At 70.8% G+C, this 21461-nt stretch carries 26 protein-coding genes and 1 other annotated feature; of the genes, 11 read left to right on the forward strand and 15 right to left on the reverse strand.

All coding sequences use genetic code 11. The features are described from left to right. The first annotated feature begins 15 nt into the window (after nucleotides 1–15). Genes murA through JSQ78_RS13205 form a run of 5 tightly spaced genes read left to right on the forward strand, consistent with a single transcriptional unit; the run spans nucleotide 16 to nucleotide 4795 of the window. Nucleotides 16–1332: a UDP-N-acetylglucosamine 1-carboxyvinyltransferase gene (murA, locus tag JSQ78_RS13185; RefSeq protein WP_211450649.1), complete on the forward strand. Its 1317-nt coding sequence runs from the start codon at nucleotides 16–18 to the stop codon at nucleotides 1330–1332. Beyond that, nucleotides 1332–2147 carry a lysophospholipid acyltransferase family protein gene (locus tag JSQ78_RS13190; protein ID WP_211448226.1) on the forward strand — a complete coding sequence of 272 codons (816 nt, stop codon included), beginning with the start codon at nucleotides 1332–1334 and terminating at the stop codon, nucleotides 2145–2147. Before murA ends, JSQ78_RS13190 begins: the two co-directional genes overlap by 1 nt. Continuing rightward, on the forward strand, nucleotides 2140–3138 hold the full coding sequence (locus JSQ78_RS13195) for an NAD(P)H-dependent glycerol-3-phosphate dehydrogenase (protein WP_211448228.1): 999 nt from the start codon (nucleotides 2140–2142) through the stop codon (nucleotides 3136–3138). The genes JSQ78_RS13190 and JSQ78_RS13195 overlap by 8 nt, the downstream gene beginning before the upstream one ends. Nucleotides 3139–3140: 2 nt before the next feature. Beyond that, a complete protein-coding gene (locus JSQ78_RS13200) occupies nucleotides 3141–4250 on the forward strand; it encodes a D-alanine--D-alanine ligase family protein (RefSeq protein ID WP_211448230.1) in 1110 nt (369 codons plus the stop codon). Further along, nucleotides 4175–4795, forward strand: coding sequence for a DUF488 domain-containing protein (locus JSQ78_RS13205; protein ID WP_249295722.1), 621 nt, complete (start codon nucleotides 4175–4177; stop codon nucleotides 4793–4795). Before JSQ78_RS13200 ends, JSQ78_RS13205 begins: the two co-directional genes overlap by 76 nt. Nucleotides 4796–4943: 148 nt before the next feature. On the opposite strand, the gene JSQ78_RS13210 is transcribed toward JSQ78_RS13205, so the two are convergent. From JSQ78_RS13210 to JSQ78_RS13240, 7 genes are all read right to left on the reverse strand, one after another. After that, entirely contained in the window at nucleotides 4944–5717 is a 774-nt protein-coding gene (locus tag JSQ78_RS13210) for an alpha/beta fold hydrolase (protein WP_211448232.1), read from the reverse strand. A gap of 194 nt (nucleotides 5718–5911) precedes the next feature. Next, the gene (locus JSQ78_RS13215) at nucleotides 5912–6115 is read right to left on the reverse strand and encodes a hypothetical protein (protein ID WP_211448234.1); all 204 of its coding nucleotides are present in this window, start codon (nucleotides 6113–6115) and stop codon (nucleotides 5912–5914) included. A 121-nt stretch (nucleotides 6116–6236) separates the two neighbouring features. Then, on the reverse strand, nucleotides 6237–7319 hold the full coding sequence (locus JSQ78_RS13220; protein ID WP_211448236.1) for a Glu/Leu/Phe/Val dehydrogenase family protein: 1083 nt from the start codon (nucleotides 7317–7319) through the stop codon (nucleotides 6237–6239). Nucleotides 7320–7496: 177 nt separating this feature from the next. Beyond that, nucleotides 7497–8231 (reverse strand): PRC-barrel domain-containing protein, encoded by a 735-nt coding sequence (locus JSQ78_RS13225; RefSeq protein ID WP_211448237.1) that lies wholly within the window; start codon nucleotides 8229–8231, stop codon nucleotides 7497–7499. A 145-nt stretch (nucleotides 8232–8376) separates the two neighbouring features. Further along, nucleotides 8377–8625, reverse strand: a complete 249-nt coding sequence (locus JSQ78_RS13230) for an acylphosphatase (RefSeq protein WP_349305120.1) — start codon at nucleotides 8623–8625, stop codon at nucleotides 8377–8379. A 23-nt stretch (nucleotides 8626–8648) separates the two neighbouring features. Further along, nucleotides 8649–8978 carry a hypothetical protein gene (locus JSQ78_RS13235; protein ID WP_211448239.1) on the reverse strand — a complete coding sequence of 110 codons (330 nt, stop codon included), beginning with the start codon at nucleotides 8976–8978 and terminating at the stop codon, nucleotides 8649–8651. A gap of 99 nt (nucleotides 8979–9077) precedes the next feature. Beyond that, nucleotides 9078–9860: a YoaK family protein gene (locus JSQ78_RS13240; protein ID WP_211448241.1), complete on the reverse strand. Its 783-nt coding sequence runs from the start codon at nucleotides 9858–9860 to the stop codon at nucleotides 9078–9080. 68 nt (nucleotides 9861–9928) lie between these two features. Here JSQ78_RS13240 and ychF point away from each other — a divergent pair, with 68 nt between their 5' ends. From ychF to JSQ78_RS13260, 4 genes are read left to right on the forward strand one after another with little or no spacing between them, the layout of a single operon-like run. Further along, a complete protein-coding gene (ychF, locus tag JSQ78_RS13245) occupies nucleotides 9929–11002 on the forward strand; it encodes a redox-regulated ATPase YchF (protein WP_211448243.1) in 1074 nt (357 codons plus the stop codon). Nucleotides 11003–11035: 33 nt separating this feature from the next. Next, the gene (locus tag JSQ78_RS13250) at nucleotides 11036–11317 is read left to right on the forward strand and encodes a type II toxin-antitoxin system RelE/ParE family toxin (RefSeq protein ID WP_211448245.1); all 282 of its coding nucleotides are present in this window, start codon (nucleotides 11036–11038) and stop codon (nucleotides 11315–11317) included. Continuing rightward, nucleotides 11304–11606 (forward strand): HigA family addiction module antitoxin, encoded by a 303-nt coding sequence (locus JSQ78_RS13255; protein ID WP_095796343.1) that lies wholly within the window; start codon nucleotides 11304–11306, stop codon nucleotides 11604–11606. Before JSQ78_RS13250 ends, JSQ78_RS13255 begins: the two co-directional genes overlap by 14 nt. Then, nucleotides 11603–12427: an alpha/beta fold hydrolase gene (locus JSQ78_RS13260; protein ID WP_211448246.1), complete on the forward strand. Its 825-nt coding sequence runs from the start codon at nucleotides 11603–11605 to the stop codon at nucleotides 12425–12427. Before JSQ78_RS13255 ends, JSQ78_RS13260 begins: the two co-directional genes overlap by 4 nt. 251 nt (nucleotides 12428–12678) lie before the next feature. Here JSQ78_RS13260 and JSQ78_RS13265 read toward each other — a convergent pair. Then, nucleotides 12679–13943, reverse strand: a protein-coding gene (locus tag JSQ78_RS13265) for an IS3 family transposase (protein WP_502756122.1) whose coding sequence is annotated in 2 segments (ribosomal slippage) — nucleotides 12679–13658 and nucleotides 13658–13943 — 1266 coding nt in all. Because the reading frame shifts where the segments join, the coding sequence is not laid out codon by codon here. Next, nucleotides 13531–13658 (reverse strand) — a sequence feature (AL1L pseudoknot). It overlaps the preceding gene by 128 nt. Between JSQ78_RS13265 and JSQ78_RS14135 the strand changes: the two genes are divergently transcribed. Beyond that, entirely contained in the window at nucleotides 13934–14539 is a 606-nt protein-coding gene (locus JSQ78_RS14135; RefSeq protein ID WP_502756153.1) for a restriction endonuclease, read from the forward strand. The genes JSQ78_RS13265 and JSQ78_RS14135 overlap by 10 nt on opposite strands. 66 nt (nucleotides 14540–14605) lie before the next feature. On the opposite strand, the gene JSQ78_RS13275 is transcribed toward JSQ78_RS14135, so the two are convergent. From JSQ78_RS13275 to JSQ78_RS13300, 6 genes are all read right to left on the reverse strand, one after another. Beyond that, nucleotides 14606–15271, reverse strand: coding sequence for an arsenate reductase/protein-tyrosine-phosphatase family protein (locus JSQ78_RS13275; RefSeq protein WP_211448248.1), 666 nt, complete (start codon nucleotides 15269–15271; stop codon nucleotides 14606–14608). A 2-nt stretch (nucleotides 15272–15273) separates the two neighbouring features. Next, the gene (locus JSQ78_RS13280; protein WP_211448249.1) at nucleotides 15274–15684 is read right to left on the reverse strand and encodes an arsenate reductase ArsC; all 411 of its coding nucleotides are present in this window, start codon (nucleotides 15682–15684) and stop codon (nucleotides 15274–15276) included. A gap of 107 nt (nucleotides 15685–15791) precedes the next feature. Further along, entirely contained in the window at nucleotides 15792–16766 is a 975-nt protein-coding gene (locus JSQ78_RS13285) for a metalloregulator ArsR/SmtB family transcription factor (protein ID WP_211448250.1), read from the reverse strand. Further along, the gene (arsB, locus tag JSQ78_RS13290) at nucleotides 16763–17902 is read right to left on the reverse strand and encodes an ACR3 family arsenite efflux transporter (RefSeq protein WP_283245025.1); all 1140 of its coding nucleotides are present in this window, start codon (nucleotides 17900–17902) and stop codon (nucleotides 16763–16765) included. Before arsB ends, JSQ78_RS13285 begins: the two co-directional genes overlap by 4 nt. Then, a complete protein-coding gene (trxB, locus tag JSQ78_RS13295; protein WP_249295723.1) occupies nucleotides 17899–18873 on the reverse strand; it encodes a thioredoxin-disulfide reductase in 975 nt (324 codons plus the stop codon). The genes arsB and trxB overlap by 4 nt, the downstream gene beginning before the upstream one ends. Before the next feature lie 406 nt (nucleotides 18874–19279). After that, a complete protein-coding gene (locus tag JSQ78_RS13300) occupies nucleotides 19280–19594 on the reverse strand; it encodes a thioredoxin family protein (RefSeq protein WP_211448253.1) in 315 nt (104 codons plus the stop codon). Nucleotides 19595–19648: 54 nt separating this feature from the next. Here JSQ78_RS13300 and JSQ78_RS13305 point away from each other — a divergent pair, with 54 nt between their 5' ends. Continuing rightward, nucleotides 19649–20047 (forward strand): heavy metal-responsive transcriptional regulator, encoded by a 399-nt coding sequence (locus JSQ78_RS13305; protein WP_211450653.1) that lies wholly within the window; start codon nucleotides 19649–19651, stop codon nucleotides 20045–20047. Between the two features lie 689 nt (nucleotides 20048–20736). On the opposite strand, the gene JSQ78_RS13310 is transcribed toward JSQ78_RS13305, so the two are convergent. Continuing rightward, nucleotides 20737–21336, reverse strand: a complete 600-nt coding sequence (locus JSQ78_RS13310; RefSeq protein WP_211448255.1) for a cadmium resistance transporter — start codon at nucleotides 21334–21336, stop codon at nucleotides 20737–20739. Between the last annotated feature and the right edge of the window lie 125 nt (nucleotides 21337–21461).

Below are 21461 nucleotides of genomic sequence, written 5' to 3' on the forward strand. Positions count from 1 at the left end.
GGAGCCGCCGTCGGCATGAACGTCGACCGCATCACCGTGCGCGGCGGCAAGCCGCTGCAGGGTCGCATCCAGATGAAGGGCGCGAAGAACCTCGTCACGAAGGCGATGGTCGCGGCGCTGCTCGGCGAGACGCCGAGCGAGCTGCGCAGCGTCCCCGAGATCAGCGACGTGCGCGTCGTGCAGGGCCTGCTCGAGCTCCACGGGGTGACCGTCGAGCGCGACGGCGACACCCTGCGCCTCGACCCGGCGAAGGTGCGCACCGCGCACGAGACGTCGATCAACGCGCACGCGGGCTCCTCCCGCATCCCCATCCTGTTCTGCGGCCCGCTGCTGCACCAGCTCGGCGAGGCGTTCATCCCCGACCTCGGCGGCTGCCACATCGGCGACCGGCCGATCGACTACCACCTCGACGTGCTGCGCAACTTCGGCGCGGTCGTCGAGAAGCTGCCGAGCGGCATCCGGATGTCGGCGCCGGGCGGCCTGCACGGCGCGAAGATCCACCTGCCCTACCCGTCGGTCGGCGCGACCGAGCAGGTGCTGCTCGGCGCGGTGCGCGCGAAGGGCCGCACGGAGCTCACGGGCGCCGCGGTCGAGCCAGAGATCATGGACCTCATCGCGATCCTGCAGAAGATGGGCGCAGAGATCCAGGTCGACACCGACCGCACGATCCGCATCGAGGGCGTCGACAAGCTCGTCGGCTACCGCCACACGGCGCTCTTCGACCGCAACGAGGCCGCCTCGTGGGCGTGCGCGGCGCTCGCGACCGGCGGCGACGTCTTCCTCGAGGGCGCTCGCCAGCCGGAGATGACGACCTTCCTCAACGTCTTCCGCAAGGCGGGCGGCGCGTTCGAGATCGAGGACGACGGCATCCGCTTCTGGCACCCGGGCGGCGACCTCAAGCCCGTCGTCGTCGAGACCGACGTGCACCCCGGCTTCATGACCGATTGGCAGCAGCCGCTCGTCGTGGCGCTCGCGAAGGCCAACGGCATCTCGATCGTGCACGAGACCGTCTACGAGCAGCGCTTCGGCTTCACGGAGGCGCTCGTCGAGATGGGTGCGCGCATCCAGATCCACACCGATTGCCTCGGCAGCCACGCGTGCCGCTTCGGGCAGCGCAACTACCAGCACTCCGCCGTCATCGCCGGACCGGTCGAGCTCCACGGCGCCGACATCGTGGTGCCCGACCTGCGCGGCGGCTTCAGCCACCTCGTGGCGGCGCTGACCGCCGAGGGCACGAGCCGCATCTCCAACGTCGGGATCATCGCCCGGGGCTACGAGCGCTTCATCGAGAAGCTCGAGGCCCTCGGCGCGGACTTCGACGTGGAGGGCTGATGGGGCTGCCCGGCCGCCCGCCGAAGCCGGAGCGCACGCCCGTCTACGTCGGGCTCGCGGCGACGATCATCCCGCCGATGACGGCGATGGCGAAGCTCCGCATCCTCGGGCACGAGCACGTGCCCGAGCGCGGCGCGTTCGTGCTCTCGCCCAACCACTACAGCGAGATCGATCCGATCATCATGGCGATGGCGGTGTGGAAGGCCGGCCGCGTGCCGCGCTTCATGGCGAAGGCGAGCCTGTTCAGGATCCCCGTCGTCGGGGCGATCCTGCGCGCCGCTGGCCAGATCCCGGTCGAGCGCGCGGGCCGCAGCGCCCCAGCGGCGCCGATGGAGGCAGCGCGCACGCTCGTGCGCGACGAGCTCGGCGTCATCATCTACCCCGAGGGCTCGCTCACGCGCGAGCCTGACCTCTGGCCCATGCGCGGCAAGACCGGTGCCGTGCGCATGGCGCTCGAGGCGGGCGTGCCGCTCATCCCCGCCGCCCACTGGGGCACGCAGCACCTCATGCCGCGCTACGGCAAGGCGATCCGCCCCTTCCCGCGGAAGACGATCGACATCGTCTTCGGTCCGCCCGTCGACCTCTCCGACTTCGCGGGCAAGACCGACCAGGCGTCGATGACCGCGGCGACCGACCGCGTCATGGGCGCGATCGCAGGGCTGCTCGGCGAGCTGCGCGGCGAGCAGCCGCCCGCGGTGCGCTACGACCCCTCGCACTACGGGCAGGCCGAGACGGGCCGCTTCGAGCCGGGCCAGCAGGGGCCGGATGCGTCGGCTCGCGACGCGCGGGACGAGGACGGGCGCGCGGATGGCTGACGTTGCGGTCCTCGGCGCGGGCAGCTGGGGCACGACGTTCGCGAAGGCGCTCGCCGACGGCGGCACCGACACGGTGCTGTGGGCGAGGCGGCCGGAGGCCGCGCGCGAGATCGACGAGTCGCGCCGCAACACGCGCTACCTACCGGGCATCACGCTCCCGGCGACCCTGCACGCGACGAGCGACATCCGCGCGGCGCTCGACGGCGCATCCCAGGTCTACCTCGCCGTGCCGAGCCAGCAGCTGCGCGAGCTGCTGCGCGAGCACGGCGGCGCGATCGGACCGGACGCGCCGATCGTGAGCCTCATCAAGGGCGTCGAGGCCGGCTCGCGGCTGCGCATGAGCGAGGTGATCGCCCAGGAGCTCGCGATCGACGCCGGCCGCATCGCGGTCGTCTCGGGACCCAACCTCGCGCTCGAGATCGCGCAGGAGCACCCGACGGCCGCGGTCGTCTCGTCGTCGAGCTCCCAGACGGCTCGCGAGGTCGCGAAGCGCGCGCGGAACGACTACTTCCACTCGTTCATCAACACCGACGTCGTCGGCACCGAGTTCGGCGGCGTGCTGAAGAACCTCGTCGCGCTCGCGATCGGCATCGTCGACGGGGTCGGCTACGGCGAGAACACGAAGGCGTCGATCATCACGCGCGGCCTCGCCGAGGTGACCGACTTCGCCGTCGCCCACGGCGCCGAGCGCGAGACGATGAGCGGCCTCGCCGGTCTCGGCGACCTCATCGCGACGTGCGGCTCGCCGCTCTCGCGCAACTTCACCGCCGGCCGGCTGCTCGGCATGGGCTACTCGCGCACCGACGTCGTCGCCCGCATGGAGCAGGTCGCCGAGGGCCTCGCGTCGGTCGAGCCCGTCGCGCAGCTCGCGGCCGCGGCGGGCGTGCGGATGCCGATCCTCGAGCAGGTGCGGCTCGTGCTCGACGGCGAGATGGACCCGCGCGACATCGCGCCCCACCTGACGACCGACGACGAGCCGATCCAGGAGTGACCGTGACCGAGACCCCCGAGACCGGGCCGGCCCGGCGCATCCGCGTCGCCATCCTCTTCGGCGGCCGCTCGAGCGAGCACTCGATCTCGTGCGCGACCGCGGGCAGCGTGCTGCGGCACCTCGATCGCGAGCGCTTCGAGCCGATCGTCGTCGGCATCGCGCCGTCGGGCGCGTGGACGCTGTGGGATGGCGACCCTGCCGAGCTCACGCTCGAGGCGATGCCGGTCGTCGCCGACAACGGCTCGCGCGTGCGGCTGCCGCAGGTCGCGGGGGAGCGCGCGCTCGAGGTCGAGGACGCCGCCGGGCGCCGGCTCGAGCCGATCGACGTCGTGCTCCCGATCCTGCACGGCCCCTTCGGCGAGGACGGCACGGTGCAGGGCGCGCTCGAGCTCGCCGGCCTCCCGTACGTCGGCAACGGCGTGCTCGCGAGCGCGGTCGGGATGGACAAGCACTACACGAAGACGGTGCTCGAGCACGCGGGCATCCGCGTCGCGCCCTGGATCACGGTCTCGCGCGCCGAGTGGGCGCGCGACCCGGAGGCGGTGCGCGCGCGGCTCGAGGGCTTCCCGATGCCGGTGTTCGTCAAGCCCGCGCGCGCCGGCTCGTCCGTGGGCGTCAGTCGCGTCGCGACGATCGCGGAGCTCGACGACGCGATGACGGCCGCGCTCGCCGAGGACTCGCGCGCGCTCGTCGAGGTGGGCGTGCGCGGCCGCGAGATCGAGCTCGGCGTGCTCGCCGGCCGCGACGGCGCCCCGCCCCGGGCGTCGCTGCCGGGCGAGATCGAGCTCGACGAGGGCCGCTTCTACGACTTCGACCTCAAGTACCGCGGCGGCTCGGGCGCGCGCGTCGTGTGCCCAGCCGCGATCGACGACGCGTCGCTCGCCGAGCTTCAGGCGACCGCGGTCCGCGCATTCGAGGCGATCGAGGGGGCGGGGCTCGCGCGCGTCGACTTCTTCCTCTCGCCCGAGCACGGCGTCGTCGTCAACGAGATCAACACCATGCCGGGCTTCACGTCGATCTCGATGTTCCCGGTGCTGTGGGAAGCGAGCGGCATCGCCTACGCCGACCTCATCACCGAGCTCATCGAGCTGGGCCTCGAGGAGCAGCGATAGCCGCCGCCCTCGTCACCGTCGGCCACGGCCGGCTCGACGGCGACGGCCTGCGCTCGCTCCTCGCGGGTGCGGGGGTCGAGCTCGTCGTCGACATCCGGCGCTTCCCGGGCAGCCGCGCGAACCCCGCCGCGTCGCGCGACGCGATCGAGGGCGAGCTCGCCGCGGGCGGCATCGCGTGGCGCTGGGAGGAGCGGCTCGGCGGCCGGCGCCGGCTGCGGGCAGAGGAGGACGCCGCCTCGCCCGACGGCTGGTGGCGCGTCGACGCCTTCCGCGCCTACGCCGCCTGGACGCGGACGTCGGAGTTCGAGGCGGGCATGGCGTCGGTGCTGGCGGATGCGTCGGCTCGGCGCACGGCGGTCATGTGCTCGGAGGCGGTGTGGTGGCGGTGCCACCGGCGGGTCGTCGCCGATGTGGCCGCGAAGCTGCACGGCGTGCCGGTCGAGCACCTCATGCACGACGGATCGCTGCGGCCGCACGAGCCGAGCGAGACCGCGACCGTCAGCGATGGGGCGCTGCGGTGGCCGCCGGCGCCGGTCGCCGGCTGAGCGCCCGGTCGGGCACGCGCGTGAGCGCGACGCCGACGAGGCACACGAGCCCGCCGATGAGCGCGAGCGGGGGCTGCACCTCGCCGAGCAGCGGGCACGCCGCGGCCGTCGCGAGCCTGCCGCGATCCGTCGAGATCCCGCCAGCGCGTCAGAGCAGCACGTGGGTCGGCTCGAGCAGCCAGTGGTCGACCCCGCCGCGCAGCCAGTCGCGCAGCATCGCGTTGAAGCGCTTCGGGTTCTCGATGTTCCAGATGTAGCGCATGCCCGGCGCCGTGCGCTTCTCGGCGTGGGGCACGACCTCGCGGAGCGCCTCGAGCGACTCCGCCATCACCGCGGGGTCGAGCTCTCCCGCGAGCAGCAGCATCCGCCCCCGGTACCGGTCGAGCCCCTCGGGCATCGCGCCTGCCGAGATCTCGTCGAGCAGCACCCGCGCGGTCGTGCGGCGCACCGAGAGCCCGTGCTCGACGTAGCGCTCGACCGCCTCGGCGGTCAGGCCGAGCGCGCTCGCCTGCGCGCGCCACATCGCGCGACGGTTCCAGAGCATGAGCTGCAGCGCCGAGAGCGCGCGAGCCGTGCCGACGACAGGCATGACCGCGGTGCCGCTCGTGAGCACCGAGGCGACGAGCTGCGGGTGCCGCGCGACCACACCCCCGAGCGAGAGGCCGACGAGGTCGACGGGGCCCTCGGCTCCGAGATCGCGGATGCGTCGGGCCAGGTCGTCCGCCGCGCCTGTGATGCCCGGCCACTCCTCGGCGATACGCTCCCCGAACCCCGGGAGGTGCGGCGTGAGCGCGAGTCGGTCGCGCACAGCGGGCAGCTGCGGCTCCCACATCCAGTTCGCCGCGCTCCCGGCGTGCAGCAGCACCACGGGCCGGTGCGTGCTCGCGACCGACGGCCGGTGAGCTTCGGGGAAGGCGGTCATGGCCAGGGTGCTCCGGTGCCGAGCCGCGTGCGCCTGTGGGCGGAGCGGTCGCTGGGGGTCGTGCGCGAGGGTCGTCGCGCGATTCGGGGGACGGGACGTGTCAGGACCGAGTCGACCACCCCGCCGACCGCAGTGTCAACTCCGCGCCCCGTGCGTCCCATCGAACGACCGGCCGCCGACCGCCCCGCGACCGCTCAGGTGCCGCTCGGCGCGTCGGGGTCGAAGCCCTCTGCGGGGCTCTCGTCGATGCTCTCGCCGATCGCGGGATCGGGCTCGCTCGAGTGCGTCTGCCCGGTGTCGATGCCCTCGTCGACGACCGCTTCGTCCGGCGAATGGCTCGAGCGCTGCGTCGGGTCGACCTGCTCGCCGGGGGCGTCGGACTCGTGCTCGTCGTGCATGGTGCTCTCCTCGTCCGCGGCGTCGTCGCCGCTGGTGGCCGACGCTACGCGCCGAGGCTGGGGGAGCGCCGAGCCGGGCGGGTCGGCGTCGCGCCGCCCGCCCGGCTCCGCTGCGGCCGCCTCAGACGACGACGGCGGTGCGAGCCGACGGCGCTCGCGAGCCGCGGGCGGCATCGATGCGCGCCGCGGCGAGCGCCTCGGCGGCGGCGAGCGGCGTGATGCCGCGCTCGCGCGCGCTCGCCATGACGCCGCGCACGGTGTCGGCGATGCCGGTCAGGCGCTCGGCGATCGCGGGCCACTCCTGGCCGTGGGCCATGCCCTCGAGGTGGATGACGCCGCCGGCGTTGACGACGAAGTCGGGCGCGTAGACGATGCCGCGCTCCTGCAGGCGCGCGGCGCCCGAGCGGTCGGCGAGCGGGTTGTTGGCCGGCCCGACGACCGCGCGCACGGGCAGCGCGTCGATCGCCTCGTCGGTGAGGATGCCGCCGAGACCGGCGGGCACGAGCACGTCAGCGGGCGTCGAGAGCGCCAGCTCCGGCGCGATCCAGCGGGCGCCGAGCTCGTCGGCGAGCTGGCGCTTGCGCTCGTCGATGTCGGTGACGATGAGCTCCGCGCCGTGACCGGCGAGCATGCGCGCGAGCCGCCCGCCCACCTGGCCGAGGCCCGAGACGACGAACGAGCGTCCCTCGATCTGCTCCGAGCCGAACGCCTCGCCGAGCGTCGGCGCGATCGCCGAGAAGACGCCGAGCGCGGTCGCCCCAGCGGGCTCGCCCGCGCCGCCGCTCTCGGCGGGGAGGCCGACGACGTGCTCGGTGCGCTCGCGCACGACGAGCATGTCGTGCTCCGTCGTCCCGACGTCCTCGGCCGTGCGGTAGCGGCCATCGAGCGCCTCGACGAGGTCGCCGAGGTCGAGCAGCGCGGCGCGGCGGCGGTCGGGGTCGAGCGCCTCGCCCATCGGCAGCGCGATGACCGACTTGCCGCCGCCGGCGTCGAGCCCGGCCGCGGCGTTCTTGAGCGTCATCGCCGCCGAGAGCCGCAAGGCGTCCGCCTGGCCGTCGGCCCAGGTCGGGTAGCTCCACATGCGGCAGCCGCCGAGCGCGGGCCCGAGTGCGCTCGAGTGGAGTGCGACGGTGATGACGAGTCCGCTGCGGGCGCCCATGGAGGTCAGGACGCGCTCGTGCGAGAACTCAGGGATTGCGCTCATGGCGGCTCTCCTCATTGAGTGTCGGCGCCGCTCTCGGCGCCGTGGGTCGGGGCCGCGGATCGCGCGGCTTCCCACCATGGTGGTGCGGATGCGCGGTGCGCGCAAGCGCGTCGGCGCCCGTTGCGCGCGGAGCGCAGCCGGGCTCGCGGGAGCGCGTCAGGACTGCGCAGCCTGCCCTCAGCGGCGGTCGTCGCCGTCCGGCTCGATGCCGTCGCCCTCGACCACGATCTCCTCGCGCTGCACGGGCACCTGGATCGTCTGCATCTCGGTCACGATGCGCCGCCGCAGGCGCGGGCCACCGGCGCCGCTCGCGCTCGTCGCCCCGCGGCTCGCGTCGTGGTCGTCGTCGGTGCCGCGGCCGCGCACGCCGCGCTCGTCATCCGAGCCGCTGCCGCTCGAGTCGGCGCTGCCGGCGTCGTGCCCGCCGCCGTAGGGCGTGCGGTCGGCGTGCGCGGTCGAGGGGCCCGTGTCGTCCGCGTCGCCCGAGTGGCGCGCGTCGGCGCGCTGCAGGTGACCGCCGACGCCGCGGTCGCGGTCGTCGTCGTGGTGGTCGTGAGCGCCCTGCCCGTGGTCGCCGACGGCCGCGCGCTGCTGCAGCGGCGGCTCGACGCCGTAGTAGCGGTAGAGCTCCGCCTCCTGCTCGACCGAGAGCTCGCTCGCGTCGTCGATGCGCGGCGCGTCCTTCACGAACGCCTTCTCGAAGGGCACGACGATCTCGTCGCCGCGCTCCGTCGCGCCGGCGACCGGGATGAACGACTCGTGCATGCCGAACAGCCCCGTCTTCACGGTGATCCAGGTCGGCTCGTCGGTGCCCTCGAGCACGAAGACCTGTCCCACCTCGCCGATGCGATGGCCGTCGCTGCCGAACACCTCGCGGCCGGCCAGCTGGTCGATGTTGCCCTGGAACGTCACGATGTCTCCCCACGGTTCGGGTCCCCGTCGAGCTGCGCCGCAGGCTCCCGGCCCGCTGCGCCGACGAGGGCGGCTGTCGCCTGGCCGCGACGGTACGCGCGGATCCTGAGCAGCCCGTGACAGCCCGCTTGCGATCCGGGCGGCTTCAGCGCACCGCGAAGCCGGTCTCGCCGCGCGCCTCGATCGACTCGGTCTCGACGCGATCGACGCGAGCCGTGTCGGGGCCGTGCGCGAGCCACGCGCCGAACGCCGCCACCGCATCCGCCGCACCCTCGGCCTCCGCCTCGACCGTGCCGTCGAAGCGGTTGCGCACCGAGCCGGCGAGCCCGAGCCGCTCCGCCTCGCGGCGCGCGGCCATGCGGAAGCCGACGCCCTGCACGGTGCCGTGCACCACGAAGCGGCGTCGGGTGCGCTCGCTCAGCGGCCGTCGCCCTCGAGGCTCGGGGCGTCCTGCTCGCGCGCGGCGTCCTCGAGGTCGCGCTGGCCCTCGGCGTCCAGCTCCTCGGGCTGCTCGGCGTCGCGGCCGCCGGAGAAGTCGTCGTTCGGCGCCTCCTTGGCCTGGCCGTCGCCGTGCACCGTCTCGCCCGTGCGCGCGTCGACGCCCGCGCCGGACTTGCCGTCCTCGGGCACGAACTCGTTGTGGCGGGCGTCGAACGAGCTCGCCGAGCCGCTGTCCGCCGGCGGTGCTTCGTGGTAGACCGGGTCGCCCTCGCGCGAGTCGTAGGTCGGGTCGTTCTGGTTTGCCATGATCGCTCTCCTCCGCGGTCCGTCCCGCAGCCGTCGGCTGCGCTGTGGGCACGACGCTACGCGGGGAGGCTGGGAGGAGGGAAGGGTGCCGTCCGCCGCTCACGCCGGGCGGCGCGAGCGCCCGCGCAGGTCGCGGGCCACGGGCACGCTCGCGAAGACGAGCAGCAGCACCGCGGTCGGCACGACGGTGACGAACCCGATTGCCTGATAGGCGAGCGCGCCGGTGATGCCGCCGGCGAAGAAGGCGCTCACGAGCAGCACGTGCAGGCCGAGCCGTCCGAGCCGCGGCCGCACGGGGTCGGGGTCGTCCGCGCGCTTCGGGTAGACGAGCTTGCCGAGCTCGATGCCGATGTCGGTCACCATGCCGGTCACGTGCGTCGTGCGGATCTGCGCGTCGGAGATCTTCGTGATCACCGCGTTCTGCAGGCCCATCGTGAAGCCGAGCAGCGCGATGAGCACCCACTCGCGCCCCGCGTCGGCGGTGAGCTCGTGCGCGACGAGCCCGATGAAGAGCGCGAGCGCCGCCTCGAGCAGCAGCACGATCGCGAACCGGCTCTGCAGCCCGCGGCGCCTCGCCCAGTTGAACAGCAGCGCGCACACCGCGGCCCCGACGACGAACGACAGCAGGCCCGTGAGGCACAGCAGCGCGATGTCGAGCGAGCCGAGCACGAGGCTGTCGGCGAGCATCGCCGTGAGGCCCGTCATGTGCGAGGTGTAGAGGGCGATCGCCATGAAGCCGACGGAGTTGAGGATGCCCGCCGTGAGCGCGAGCAGCACCGCGAGGTCGCGGTTCGTGCGCGGCGTGCGATCCGGGCCCGCGATGCCCCGGAGGTACGCGACGAGGGGCGCGGCCCGTCCGCCCGGCCCCGGTGACGCATCCATGGTCCCGAGGCTAGTGCGGCAGGTCGTCGGGCCAGGGCGGCGGATGCGCGCCGGTAGGCTCGTCAGTCGTGGCACTCACGATCGGCATCGTCGGACTCCCCAACGTGGGCAAGTCGACCCTCTTCAACGCTCTCACCAAGAACACCGTGCTCGCGGCGAACTACCCGTTCGCGACGATCGAGCCGAACATCGGGGTGGTCGAGCTGCCGGACGAGCGCCTCACGCGCCTCGCGGCGATCTTCGGCTCGGCCAAGATCCTGCCCGCGACCGTCTCGTTCGTGGACATCGCCGGCATCGTGAAGGGTGCGAGCGAGGGCGAGGGCCTCGGCAACCAGTTCCTCGCGAACATCCGCGAGGCCGACGCGATCGCGCAGGTCGTGCGCGGCTTCAGCGACTCGGATGTCGTGCACGTCGACGGCAAGGTCGACCCGGCCTCCGACATGGAGACGATCAACACCGAGCTCATCCTCGCCGACCTGCAGACGCTCGAGAAGGCGGTGCCGCGCCTCGAGAAGGAGGTGCGCGGCAAGAAGGCCGACCCGGCCGTGCTCGCGGCGGCGGTCGAGGCGCAGGCCATCCTGAACGCGGGCACGACGCTCTCGCAGGCGGGCTTCGACATCGCGCCGATCCGCGAGCTCGGCCTCCTGACGGCGAAGCCGCAGCTGTTCGTGTTCAACGTCGACGAGGCGGTGCTCTCGGACGAGGCGAAGAAGGCAGAGCTCGCGGCGCTCGTCGCGCCCGCGAAGGCCGTCTTCCTCGACGCGCAGGTCGAGTCGGAGCTCATCGACCTCGACCAGGACGAGGCGCTCGAGCTGCTGCAGTCGCTCGGGCAGGACGAGTCGGGCCTCGACCAGCTCGCCCGCATCGGCTTCGACACGCTCGGCCTGCAGACGTACCTCACGGCCGGCCCGAAGGAGTCGCGCGCCTGGACGATCCGCAAGGGCTGGACCGCGCCGCAGGCGGCGGGTGTCATCCACACCGACTTCGAGCGCGGCTTCATCAAGGCGGAGGTCGTCTCGTTCGCCGACCTCGATCAGTACGGGTCGATGGCGGAGGCGAAGGCAGCCGGCCGCGTGCGCATCGAGGGCAAGGACTACGTCATGGTCGACGGCGACGTGGTGGAGTTCCGGTTTAACGTCTAGCGTTAATGACGCTCGCCGTTATATACTGGTTCCGTGATCAGATCGTTCGGCGACAAGGAGACCGAACGGCTGTGGCGTCGTGAACGCGTGAGGTCGATTGATCCGAGGATCCATCGAGTCGCATTGCGCAAACTTCGTCAGGTGGGGTCCGCGGAGTCCATCGAGGACCTCCGTGTCCCACCCGGCAACCGCCTCGAAGCTCTCAAGGGCGACCGTGCCGGGCAGCACAGCATCAGGATCAACGACCAGTGGCGGATCTGCTTCGTGTGGACCGCCGCCGGACCAGAGGAGGTGCAGATCGTTGACGACCACTGACAAGATCGAGCCGATCCACCCGGGCGAGGTGCTCATGGAGGACTTCATCGAGGGCTTCGGCATCACGCAGAACAAGCTCGCCGTATCCATCGGCGTGCCGCCGCGACGGATCAACGAGATCGTGCACGGCAAGCGAGGGATCACCGCAGACACGGCGCTGCGGCTCGCGAAGTACTTCGGCACCTCGGCCGAGTTCTGGATCAACCTGCAGAGCCATTACGAGCTTGACCGCGCCGAGGACGCGGCAGGTGAGCAGATCGCGGCGATCGCGCCGCTGCAGGTCGCGTGACCAGCTGCGTCGTGCAGCGCCCCGGAGGCGTCTGCATCGCCGTCACCGACCTCGGCGGCCACGGCCCTGTCGTCGTGCTGCTGCACGGGCTTGCCGGGAGCTCGCGAGAGTTGCTGCGCACGGCGCGAGCGTTGCAGGATCATCGGGTCCTGATCGTGGATCAGCGAGGGCACGGTGCGAGCACGCGCCTTCCCGATGATCTATCCCGCGACGCCTTCGTCGGCGACGTCGTGGCGGCGATCGAGGAGCTCGCCCCAGGGCGTCGAGCGACGCTCGTCGGGCAGTCGATGGGAGCCCACACTGCTTTTCTCGCAGCAGCAGCGCATCCAGACCTGGTCGAGGGGCTCGTGATGCTCGAAGGTCATGTGTCGGGGAGCGACGATCCGCGCGAGGCTGCTGGTCTCGGCGCGTACTTCGCGTCCTGGCCGGTTCCGTTCCGGGGAGAGGCCGCTGCCCGCGAGTTCCTCGGTGATGACGCGATCGTTGATGCCTGGGTAGCGGATCTCCAGTCGACGGATGATGGGCTCGTCCCGCGTTTCGACTCCGCGGTCATGCAACGCACGATCCAGGCTGTGCATGAACCGCGCTGGGACGAGTGGAAAGCTCTGCAGGTTCCGACGCTCGCGATTTTCGCCAAGCACGGGATGTTCAGCGATGCCGACAAGGACGAGCTGATCCGGCGCAGGCCCGAGACGGTCAGAGTCGATCTCTCCGGCGGCAGCCATGATGCGCACCTCGACGCCTTCGACGAGTGGATCGACGTGCTTCGCCGCTGGTTATCCCGCGATCAGGCGAGCGACTCGCGGACCAGTGTCCGCTGAGGTTGGTAGCTGCGGCGACGTGGTGGAGTTCCGCTTCAACGTGTGAGACACCCGCAGACCGGCCGAAATACAAGGGAAGCGACTGGCCCCAACGGTGCTCAGTCCGCGAAGAGTCCGCACGGCGCGGCGCACGATGTCGGGGATCGCCTGCGCGAAGGTTCACGGCTCCCAAGAGACCTAGGCCGGAGGGGAGCGCCCGGAGGAGCATGAACCACGGACGTTCCGCTCGGGCGTAGTGAATCGCCCCGGGTTCAGTGGAGGGCGAGTTCTCCCAGCATCGGCTGAGGCTGGGAGTTGATCTCACGGTAGTACGCGTTCTCCGCCTCGATCGGCGTGAGATATCCGATCGAGGAGTGGAGCCGGTTCTCGTTGAACCAGTGGACCCAGGACAGCGTCGCGAGCTCGAGCTCGTCGACGGTCCGGAACGGGCCGTCGAGCTTCACGCACTCGGTCTTGTAGAGGCCGACGACCGACTCGGCCAGAGCGTTGTCGTACGAGTCGCCAACGGTGCCGATGGAGGCGATCGCGCCGGCGTCGGCGAGCCGCTCGGCGTAGCGAATCGCTGTGTATTGACTGCCTGCATCGCTGTGATGGATGAGCCCGTCGACCGGCTCGCCAGCCCGCTCGCGCACCCAGAGCGCCATCTCCAGCGCGTCCAGCGGCAGCTCCGTCGGCATCCGGTTCGTGGTGCGCCAGCCGACGAGCTTGCGGGAGAACACGTCGGTGACGAAGGCCGTGAAGCCCATGCCTGACCAGGTCGGCACGTACGTGAAGTCGACGACCCAGAGCTGGTTCGGACGCTCCGCGGTGAAGCAGCGCTGCACGTGATCCGGTGGCCGCACGGCCGACTCGTCGGGGCGGGTAGTGACGAACCGCTTGCCGCGGCGCACGCCCTGCAGGCCCGCTTGGCGCATGAGCCGCTCGACCGTGCAGCGCGCGACCTCAATGCCCTCGCGGCGCAGCAGCCGCCAGATCTTCCGGGCGCCGGAGATGCCGCGGCCGAGCTTCCGGTCCCAGAAGATCCGATCGATCTCCACCAGCAGCTCCGCATCGCGCAGCGACCGCTGGGAGGGCGGGCGCTGCTTGAAGGCGTAGTAGCCGGACGGCGCGATCGGCACGCCGTGCTCGGTGAGCACGCGGCAGATCGGCGCGACGCCGAACTGGTCTCGGTGGTCGTCCACGAACGCGACTACCAGGGCAAACGCGGGTCGAGCTCCCGCGCGAAGAAACTCGAGGCCGCCAACAAGATCTCGTTCGCGCGCTTGAGCTCACGAACCTCGGCCTCGAGATCCTTGATGCGCTTCGCATCCGAGGCGGTCACGCCGGGACGTTCGCCTGAATCGATCGCGGCCTGCTTCATCCATCCGCGGAGCGTGTCGGCGTTCACGCCCGTGCGCTGTCCGATCCGCACGACCGCCGCGTTCAGCGATAGCTCCGGATCCTCCTTGCGCGCCTCCTGCACGAGCCGCATGGCCCGCTCCCGCAACTCCTGCGGGTACTTCTTTGGTGCTGGCATGGCCATCATCCTCTCGGGGAATCAGACCCTCCACCAGAACCGGGGCGATTCAGTGGGTAGTTGAATGCAAAGCCCACCGGCGTCCCATCGCGAAGGATCGCGTCCACGTTCTACGGGACGTCGTCGCCGATGTCGGTGCAGACCGAGGCATCCTGCTGTCGGAGAGCGGCTTCCAGTCGGGGGCTCGGAGCGCTGCCAACCTGACCAACGTCCGCGTCACGTCGCTGGCGGAGCTCAGGTCGACGAGCGAAGAGGAGATGCTGGACGTCGCATTGTCGTCTCTCGCGGTGCGAGTGCACGCTGCACAGGCTCGGATCCTCGCGCTATCGCGGCGCGACAGGCCCGGCTCATGGACATCGCCTTCCGTCCCGCGGTCGGTCTGGCCTGAAGGCGTTCTAGGTCTCAGCGGCCGCCTAGCGATACTCGAGGGGGGAGTCCAGCGCGCGCAGCAACGTTCGTTCCCCGCGGCCTACGGCGTCGGGGACGGCGGCGTCATGCTCAAGGCCGATCGGGGCAGCTTCGTCAAAGCCGCTGCCGAGGTCCTGGAACAACTTGAGCCAGTCGTTGCGACACTTCGAGCGCCGAAGGAACGCTGACGCCGAGAGCACACAGCCGTAGTGGCGCACTCGCGCCGCGCTGTGGCGGTACCCGCGCCGTCGACCTCAGGCGGGAGCCACGCCGAGCTGCTCCAGCATGCGGTCGACGTGGTCGATGATCTCGTCGCGGATGCGTCGCACATCGTCCGGCGTCGCGTGCTCCGGGTCGGTGAGCTGCCAGTCCTCGTAGTGCTTGCCGGGGTAGATGGGGCACGCGTCGCCGCACCCCATCGTCACCACGACGTCCGCGGCGCGCACGACGTCGTCAGTCAGCGGCTTCGGGAACTCCGCGGTGAGGTCGAGCCCCACCTCCGCCATCGCCGAGACGACGGCGGGATTCAGAGAGGCGGCAGGCATGGAGCCGGCGGACCGCACGACCAGCCCGCCCTCCGAGCGCTCCGCGGCGATGGCGGCGGCCATCTGCGAGCGTCCCGCGTTCTGGACGCAGACGAACAGCACGCTGGGTCGGTCCTGGGGAATCGCACCCTTCGCCTCGGCGAGGGCGCGCAGCCGGTCCTTCGCGAAGCGCGTGACGCGCGCGACGAGGTGCGCCTTCACGACGGAGGTGCGGAGGAGCGCCGCATAGGACTCGAGGACGTACCGCTCGATCGTCTCGGCGGCGAAGATGCCTTGGTAGGCCGCGCTCAGCTCGTCGGTGAGGGCGTGCAGGAATCGCTCGGGATAGTCGATCCCGGGCAGGCCGCGTCGGCCGCGCACGTCGAACTCGGCCATCGTCAGCTCGTGCTCGGGACGAGTTCGGCGAGTAGGCGCTCGACGCGGCCGCGGATGTCGTCGCGGACGCGGCGGACCGTCTCGATGTCCTTGCCGGCCGGGTCCTCGAGCTCCCAGTCCTCGTAGCGCTTGCCGGGGAAGATGGGGCAGGCGTCGCCGCAGCCCATGGTGATGACCGCGTCGGACTCGCGGACAGCATCGACGGTAAGCACCTTCGGGGTGTTGCCGGCGATGTCGATGCCGACCTCGGCCATCGCCTCGATCGCGACGGGATTGATCTGGTCCTTCGGTGCGCTGCCGGCGGACAGCACTTCGACGGCGCCGTTCGAGAGCGCCGTCGCGAAGCCGGCGGCCATTTGGGAGCGGCCGGCGTTGTGCACGCAGACGAACAGGACGGTGGGGTTCTCGGTCATCGTGACTCTCTCTCGGTCAGGTGCAGACCTAGTCGGCACCGCTGCATTTGTACGGGTCAGGGGTTTCGGACGGGTGAACGCACGTGGTGCAAGGGATGGCCGGTGACTCAGACGAGCTCGTCGACGAGACGGACGACGCGCTGCGCGATGTCGTCGAGGATCGCCGCCACGCCCTCGGCTGATGCGAGTGCCGGGTCGCCGACCGCCCAGTCCTCGTAGCGGACACCGGGGATGATCGGGCAGACGTCGCCGCAACCCATGGTGACGACGACATCCGCGGCGCGGACGGCGTCATCGGTGAGCGGCTTGGGGAAGGCCTCGTCGGAGTCGTCGACGTTCTCGAGCAGCGGCCGCACGTTCGGGTGGATGGCAGAGGCGGGCGACGAGCCTGCGGAGCGTGCGACGACGCGGCCGCGTGCTGCCTGGTTGACGAGGGCGGCTGCGAGCTGCGACCGGCCCGCGTTGGCCACGCAGACGAACAGCACCTGCGGCACGCCCGTCGATCGGTCGCGCGTTAGGTCGGCGAGGCGCTGCCGGGCGAACCGGTCCGTGAGCGGCACGAGGTGTGCTGTGATCCGCGCTGTTCGAGCGAGCCCGGCGTAGGACTCGCGCACGACGCCCGTGACGGCGTCGGCGCTCAGCTGCGGGTAACGGGATGCCAGGGAGTCGGCGAGATGCGTGAGTGCCTCGTCGACGTCGTCGAGGCCGTGGTAGGCGTCAGTGTCGCGGGGCGGCGCGAGTGCTGCGGGCGCGAAGCTCTCGAGCAGGGTGGTGATCGCGGGGCGTGCGGCCGCGTCGATCGAGTACCAGACCCATGTGCCTCGGCGCTCGGAGACGAGCACGCCGGCGTCCTTGAGCACCTTGAGGTGGTGGGAGACGGTGGGTTGCGAGACGTCCGCGAGCTCCGCGAGGTCGCACACGCACGACTCTCCCCGTGGGTCGGAGGCGATGGCCGACAGCATGCGGAGCCGCAGTGGGTCGGCGAGCGACTTGAGCGTGGCCGCGACGGTTGAGGCGGCATGCTCGCTGATGGCGTGCGACGCGATGGGCGAGCACAGTGCGGCTTCCGACGTGGTGGTCATGATCCTTCCCGTTCGTGGCTGGGCTGCGAAGCGGGGTGGAGGTCTTGCGGCAACGGGTCGGTGCGGAACCAGACGCGGCCGGCCCACAGCGACACGTAGACGAGGCCGACGAGCACGGGCACCTCGATCAGGGGTCCGACGACGCCGGCGAGCGCCTGGCCCGAGGCGGCGCCGAAGGCGCCGATCGCGACCGCGATCGCCAGCTCAAAGTTGTTGCCCGCGGCGGTGAACGCGAGGGTGGTGGAACGGGCGTAGCCCAGCCCCAATGCCTTGCCTGTGACGAGGCCGATCGACCACATCAGCGCGAAGTAGACGAGCAACGGCAGCGCGATCCGGGCGACGTCGAGGGGCCGCTGCACGACGTTCTCGCCCTGGAGCGCGAAGAGCAGCACGATCGTGAAGAGCAGTCCGTAGAGCGCCCAGGGGCCGACGGCCGGGAGGTAGGTGCGCTCGTACCAGTCGCGGCCTCGGGTGCGCTCGCCGATCCAGCGCGATGCGAATCCGGCCGCCAGGGGGATGCCGAGGAAGATGAGCACGTTGATCGCGATCTCGCCCATGGAGATGTCGAGTCCCTGCGTCTCGAGGCCGAGCCATGTCGGCAGCACGGTGAGGTAGAACCAGCCCAGCAGCGCGAAGGCGCCGACCTGGAAGACGGAGTTGATGGCGACGAGCACCGCGGCCGCTTCCCGGTCGCCGCAGGCGAGGTCGTTCCAGATGACGACCATGGCGATGCAGCGCGCGAGCCCGACGATGATGAGGCCGGTGCGGTACTCGGGCAGGTCCGGCAGGAGCAGCCAGGCGAGCGCGAACATGAGCGCCGGTCCGACGAGCCAGTTGAGCACGAGCGACGAGATCAAGAGGCGGCGGTCGCCGGTGATGGCGGCGACGCGGTCGTAGCGGACCTTGGCGAGCACCGGATACATCATCACGAGCAGCCCGAGCGCGATCGGCAACGAGATGCCGCCGATCTCGAGCTGGGCGAGGAGCGTCCCGACGGCAGGCACGGTGCTGCCGAGCACCAGTCCGGCGCCCATGGCAAGCGCGATCCACAGCGGGAGCCAGCGGTCCAGCGCAGACAGGCGGCGCGGCGCGGCCGCCGCGATCGGCGCCCGCTCGGGGCTGGTCGCGACGCTCACGCGACGACGCTCTCGAGGCGGTGAGCGGGCGCTGCAGGCTCAAGTGCCGCAAGGTAGTGCTGGGCGTCCTGCGCGGCTGCGCAGCCGGTGCCGGCTGCGGTGATCGCCTGCCGGTAGATGTGGTCGACGAGGTCGCCCGCGGCGAAGACGCCAGCGACGCTCGTGCGCGTCGAGGGGTGGTCGACGATCACGTACCCGTCGCCGTCGGTCGTGACCTGTCCGGCGACCAGCTCGGAGCGGGGGTCGTGGCCGATCGCGATGAACGCTCCGCTCACAGGCAGGGAGCGCTCGGCACCGGTCTCGGTGTCACGGAGGGAGATGGAATCGAGCTGCTGCTCGCCGACGAAATCGACGACCTCGCTGTTCCATGCCACCTCGACCTTGGGGTGGGTGAGGGCGCGCTCGGCCATGATGCGCGAGGCCCGGAAGGCGTCGCGGCGGTGCACGATCGTGACCTTGGATGCGAACCGGGTGAGGAACAGCGCCTCCTCCATCGCCGAGTCGCCGCCGCCGATGACGGCGACCTCCCGCTCGCGGAAGAAGAAGCCGTCGCACGTCGCGCACCACGAGACGCCGTGGCCGCTCAGGCGATCCTCGGCCGGCAGCCCGAGCCTCCGGTAGGCCGAACCCATCGTCAGGATCACGGCGCTCGCGGCGTACTCGTCGCCGGAGCCGGTGCGGATGCGCTTCACCGGTCCCTCGAGGTCCAGCTCGGTGGCGTCGTCGAGAAGGAGGCGGGCGCCGAAGCGCTCTGCCTGCGCCCGCAGCGACTCCATCAGCTCAGGGCCCTGGACGCCATCCACGAAGCCTGGAAAGTTCTCCACTTCGGTGGTGGTCATCAGGGCGCCGCCCGCGGTGACCGACCCCGCGATGACCACGGGCGCCAGGCCCGCTCGACCCGCATAGATGGCCGCGGTGTAGCCCGCGGGACCGGACCCAATGATTATCAGGTCTGTACTCTGTATCGACACGCTTCTATATTGGCGGTTGTCGATGTCACTCGCAACTTCCTGCGCGGCACGAAGTAGCCGCCGGGAGCCAGATTCGCGCCAACCTCGCTTGGGCATGTTCGAGCCTTCACCGTCCGACGCGCCGTCATCGCGTCGTTGGCTTCTTCACTGCGTGACCAGCACGCGAGTCCCGGCCCCGTTTGGCAGCGCATGCAGCCGCACCAGGCGGATCTCACGGTGACGTTTACGGGCGGCGCCACGGAGTTCCCTGGTCGGAGCCCCGCTGGGAGCGTTGTGGAGGAATCGCTCAGCGGTGCGAGGGGAATCGCTCCCGGCCGCTCCGTCGTGCACGTGGCTCAACTCGGCGTCGCTGGTTGGCCCGAGCCGGCCATGCCTTCACCGATGATCAGGAGGTCGAAGTAGTCGCTCATCGACGCATGCTTTCGGCGGTCTCGATCGCGTCGCGTAGCTGCTCCAGCGTTGGCGAGCCGGCGAATCCATCGGGAGTGAGGTAGATCCGGCAGGACAGCCCGGGCGGCGAGTCAGGCGTTGGGAAGAGAGGAACCCCGTCGATGAGCAGTGAGGGAGAGCCGTGAAAGCCCAACTCTTCCGCGTCTATCTGTGTTGCCACGAGCTGCCTGTGGACGGTCAGGTCGGGCCGTTCGGTTGCGATGGCTGCGAGGCGTTCGGCGACGGTCTCCCAACTTGGGCATCCATCGAAGTACTGCAAGGTGATCTCCATGTGCTGACCGTAAACGTTGCAGCACGGTGCAAGGTCAAGTGGTGTGATGGGAGCATGCGCATAGGACACCTCGCCGCCCTCACCGGCGTCAGCACGCAAGCCCTACGGTTCTACGAGCGGAAGGGCCTCTTGCCGACCGCAGCACGAGAGAGCAACGGGTACCGGGTCTACGAGGACGACGCTGCCGTAGCGCGAGTCGGCTTCATCCGTGCGGCTCAGGGCGCCGGGCTGAAGTTGACCGAGATCGCCGGCGTCCTTGAGCTTCGCGAGGCTGGTCAGGCCCCGTGTTCTCACGTCCGCTCCCTCCTAAATCGAGAGCGCGAGGAGATTCGCGCCCGGCAGACAGAACTCGCTCGCCTCGAAGCAGAATTAAGTCGCATGATCGAGGCAAGCCTGGCACTCGACCCGTCAGCATGCTCCCCGAGCAGCGTCTGCAATGTCATCCCGCACTAGGACGTCTTTGACGTCTGCCTTGAAGCTCGAGCGGAGCGAACGAGAGCCCGCAACGACGGTTCGAGGAGCGGCGATCGCGTATGGGTCTACCAAGCAACCTGCCTCCCAGGCTCCTAAGCGGGCGCTGCTCGACGGGCTGGGCCTCCGCACAAGCGAAGCGGGCTTGTGCATGGTGGCGGAAGCGCTGACGGGTGGCCGGCTCCGCGCGACGACTGGACAATGTCATGGCTGACGCGCGCGTGCGATGCTCGTGTTGCGGTAAGGAGTACCCGCGACGAAAGGTCCACGCGATCGGCAGGGACGGAACGTTCATCTGCCGACGATGCGGTCTCTGGGTGGCACTGCGGCTTCGGGGTGATCGAGAGGACGAGAAGCGCTGACCCTTGGATGGCTGACTCTGGATGCAGGAGCGTCGAATCGCCTCGTCAGCACTCGGTCAACCGCAGACTCCCCGCGGCCGCGCGTGTCGCGAAGTCGTCGAGGTCGCGCGCGGGGCGCAGGCGCGAAAGATGCCCCCTCGTTCGGCCATTTCCCTAGATACCCCGACGTCTCTCTGCGCCGGCCCGAGATCAGAGGTGGCCGCAGTCCTGTGGGAATCAGCTGCACTACTTGCAGCCCTCGCTCGGGGTGAGCCGGGTCGGGTCGGCGCGGCTGCGCTCGCGCCGACCCGGCCCAGCGGGCGCCAGATGCTACAGCCCGAACGCGCCGCCTTCGATCAGAATGAAGACGCCCAGTCCGATCAGGACGATCGGGAAGAGCACATGCTCCCACCGCTCCAAGACTTCGGCGATCGGCCGACGGGTAGCGACAAACTTTGCGAGGAGCACCAGAACCGCGACGAGGGCTAGGAAGACGACGCAGTAGGCGACCACGGCGGCCGGACCGACGCTGAGGAAGACGGGGACGTAGACACCGATGTTGTCGCCGCCGTTCGCAAAGGTGACGCCTGCCACCGCCCAGACCGCGACGTTCTTGGCCTCAACCTTGGCGTCGTCATCATCGTCATCGTCGCTGCGCCACGCCTTCCACGCCGCCCACAGCCCGAGTCCCAGTGGGATGAGACCGAAGTAGGGGATCACCTCCGGGGGCAGGAACGCGCTCGCCCCAAGAGACACGAGCACGGCCGCCCCGAGGATGCCTGCGAACCCGAGGTATTGCCCGACCAGGATGCGGGCTGTCGTGCCGCGCTGTCCCGCGCCTCTGGCGAAGAACAGGGAGAGGACGATGATGTCGTCGATGTTGGTGACGAGGAACAAGCCGATCGCCTGCACCGCGGACGCAAGGATCACGAGCGGACTCCGTGGGCGTAGGCGTCGAGGGCCGCGGATCGGCAGGCCCGTGACAAGGCAAGCTGCGGCGGGCCCTCCGGCTCCACAGTCCAGACGGTCATGGTCGGGGGCACGAAACGCCCACA

Origin of the sequence: Agrococcus sp. Marseille-Q4369, from assembly GCF_018308945.1 — a bacterium.
Lineage (GTDB): Bacteria > Actinomycetota > Actinomycetes > Actinomycetales > Microbacteriaceae > Agrococcus.

Bases quoted from the DNA above. Each gene is read 5' to 3' on its own strand.
- JSQ78_RS13235 (WP_211448239.1), bottom strand. From the start codon at position 8,978: ATGGCAAACCAGAACGACCCGACCTACGACTCGCGCGAGGGCGACCCG.
- JSQ78_RS13275 (WP_211448248.1), bottom strand. From the start codon at position 15,271: ATGGCCGAGTTCGACGTGCGCGGCCGACGCGGCCTGCCCGGGATCGAC.
- JSQ78_RS13300 (WP_211448253.1), bottom strand. From the start codon at position 19,594: ATGGAGATCACCTTGCAGTACTTCGATGGATGCCCAAGTTGGGAGACC.
- murA (WP_211450649.1), top strand. From the start codon at position 16: ATGAACGTCGACCGCATCACCGTGCGCGGCGGCAAGCCGCTGCAGGGT.
- JSQ78_RS13220 (WP_211448236.1), bottom strand. From the start codon at position 7,319: ATGAGCGCAATCCCTGAGTTCTCGCACGAGCGCGTCCTGACCTCCATG.
- JSQ78_RS13190 (WP_211448226.1), top strand. From the start codon at position 1,332: ATGGGGCTGCCCGGCCGCCCGCCGAAGCCGGAGCGCACGCCCGTCTAC.
- JSQ78_RS13280 (WP_211448249.1), bottom strand. From the start codon at position 15,684: ATGACCGAGAACCCCACCGTCCTGTTCGTCTGCGTGCACAACGCCGGC.
- JSQ78_RS13215 (WP_211448234.1), bottom strand. From the start codon at position 6,115: ATGCACGACGAGCACGAGTCCGACGCCCCCGGCGAGCAGGTCGACCCG.
- JSQ78_RS13210 (WP_211448232.1), bottom strand. From the start codon at position 5,717: ATGACCGCCTTCCCCGAAGCTCACCGGCCGTCGGTCGCGAGCACGCAC.
- JSQ78_RS13285 (WP_211448250.1), bottom strand. From the start codon at position 16,766: ATGACCACCACGTCGGAAGCCGCACTGTGCTCGCCCATCGCGTCGCAC.
- JSQ78_RS13240 (WP_211448241.1), bottom strand. From the start codon at position 9,860: ATGGATGCGTCACCGGGGCCGGGCGGACGGGCCGCGCCCCTCGTCGCG.
- JSQ78_RS13195 (WP_211448228.1), top strand. From the start codon at position 2,140: ATGGCTGACGTTGCGGTCCTCGGCGCGGGCAGCTGGGGCACGACGTTC.
- JSQ78_RS13305 (WP_211450653.1), top strand. From the start codon at position 19,649: ATGCGCATAGGACACCTCGCCGCCCTCACCGGCGTCAGCACGCAAGCC.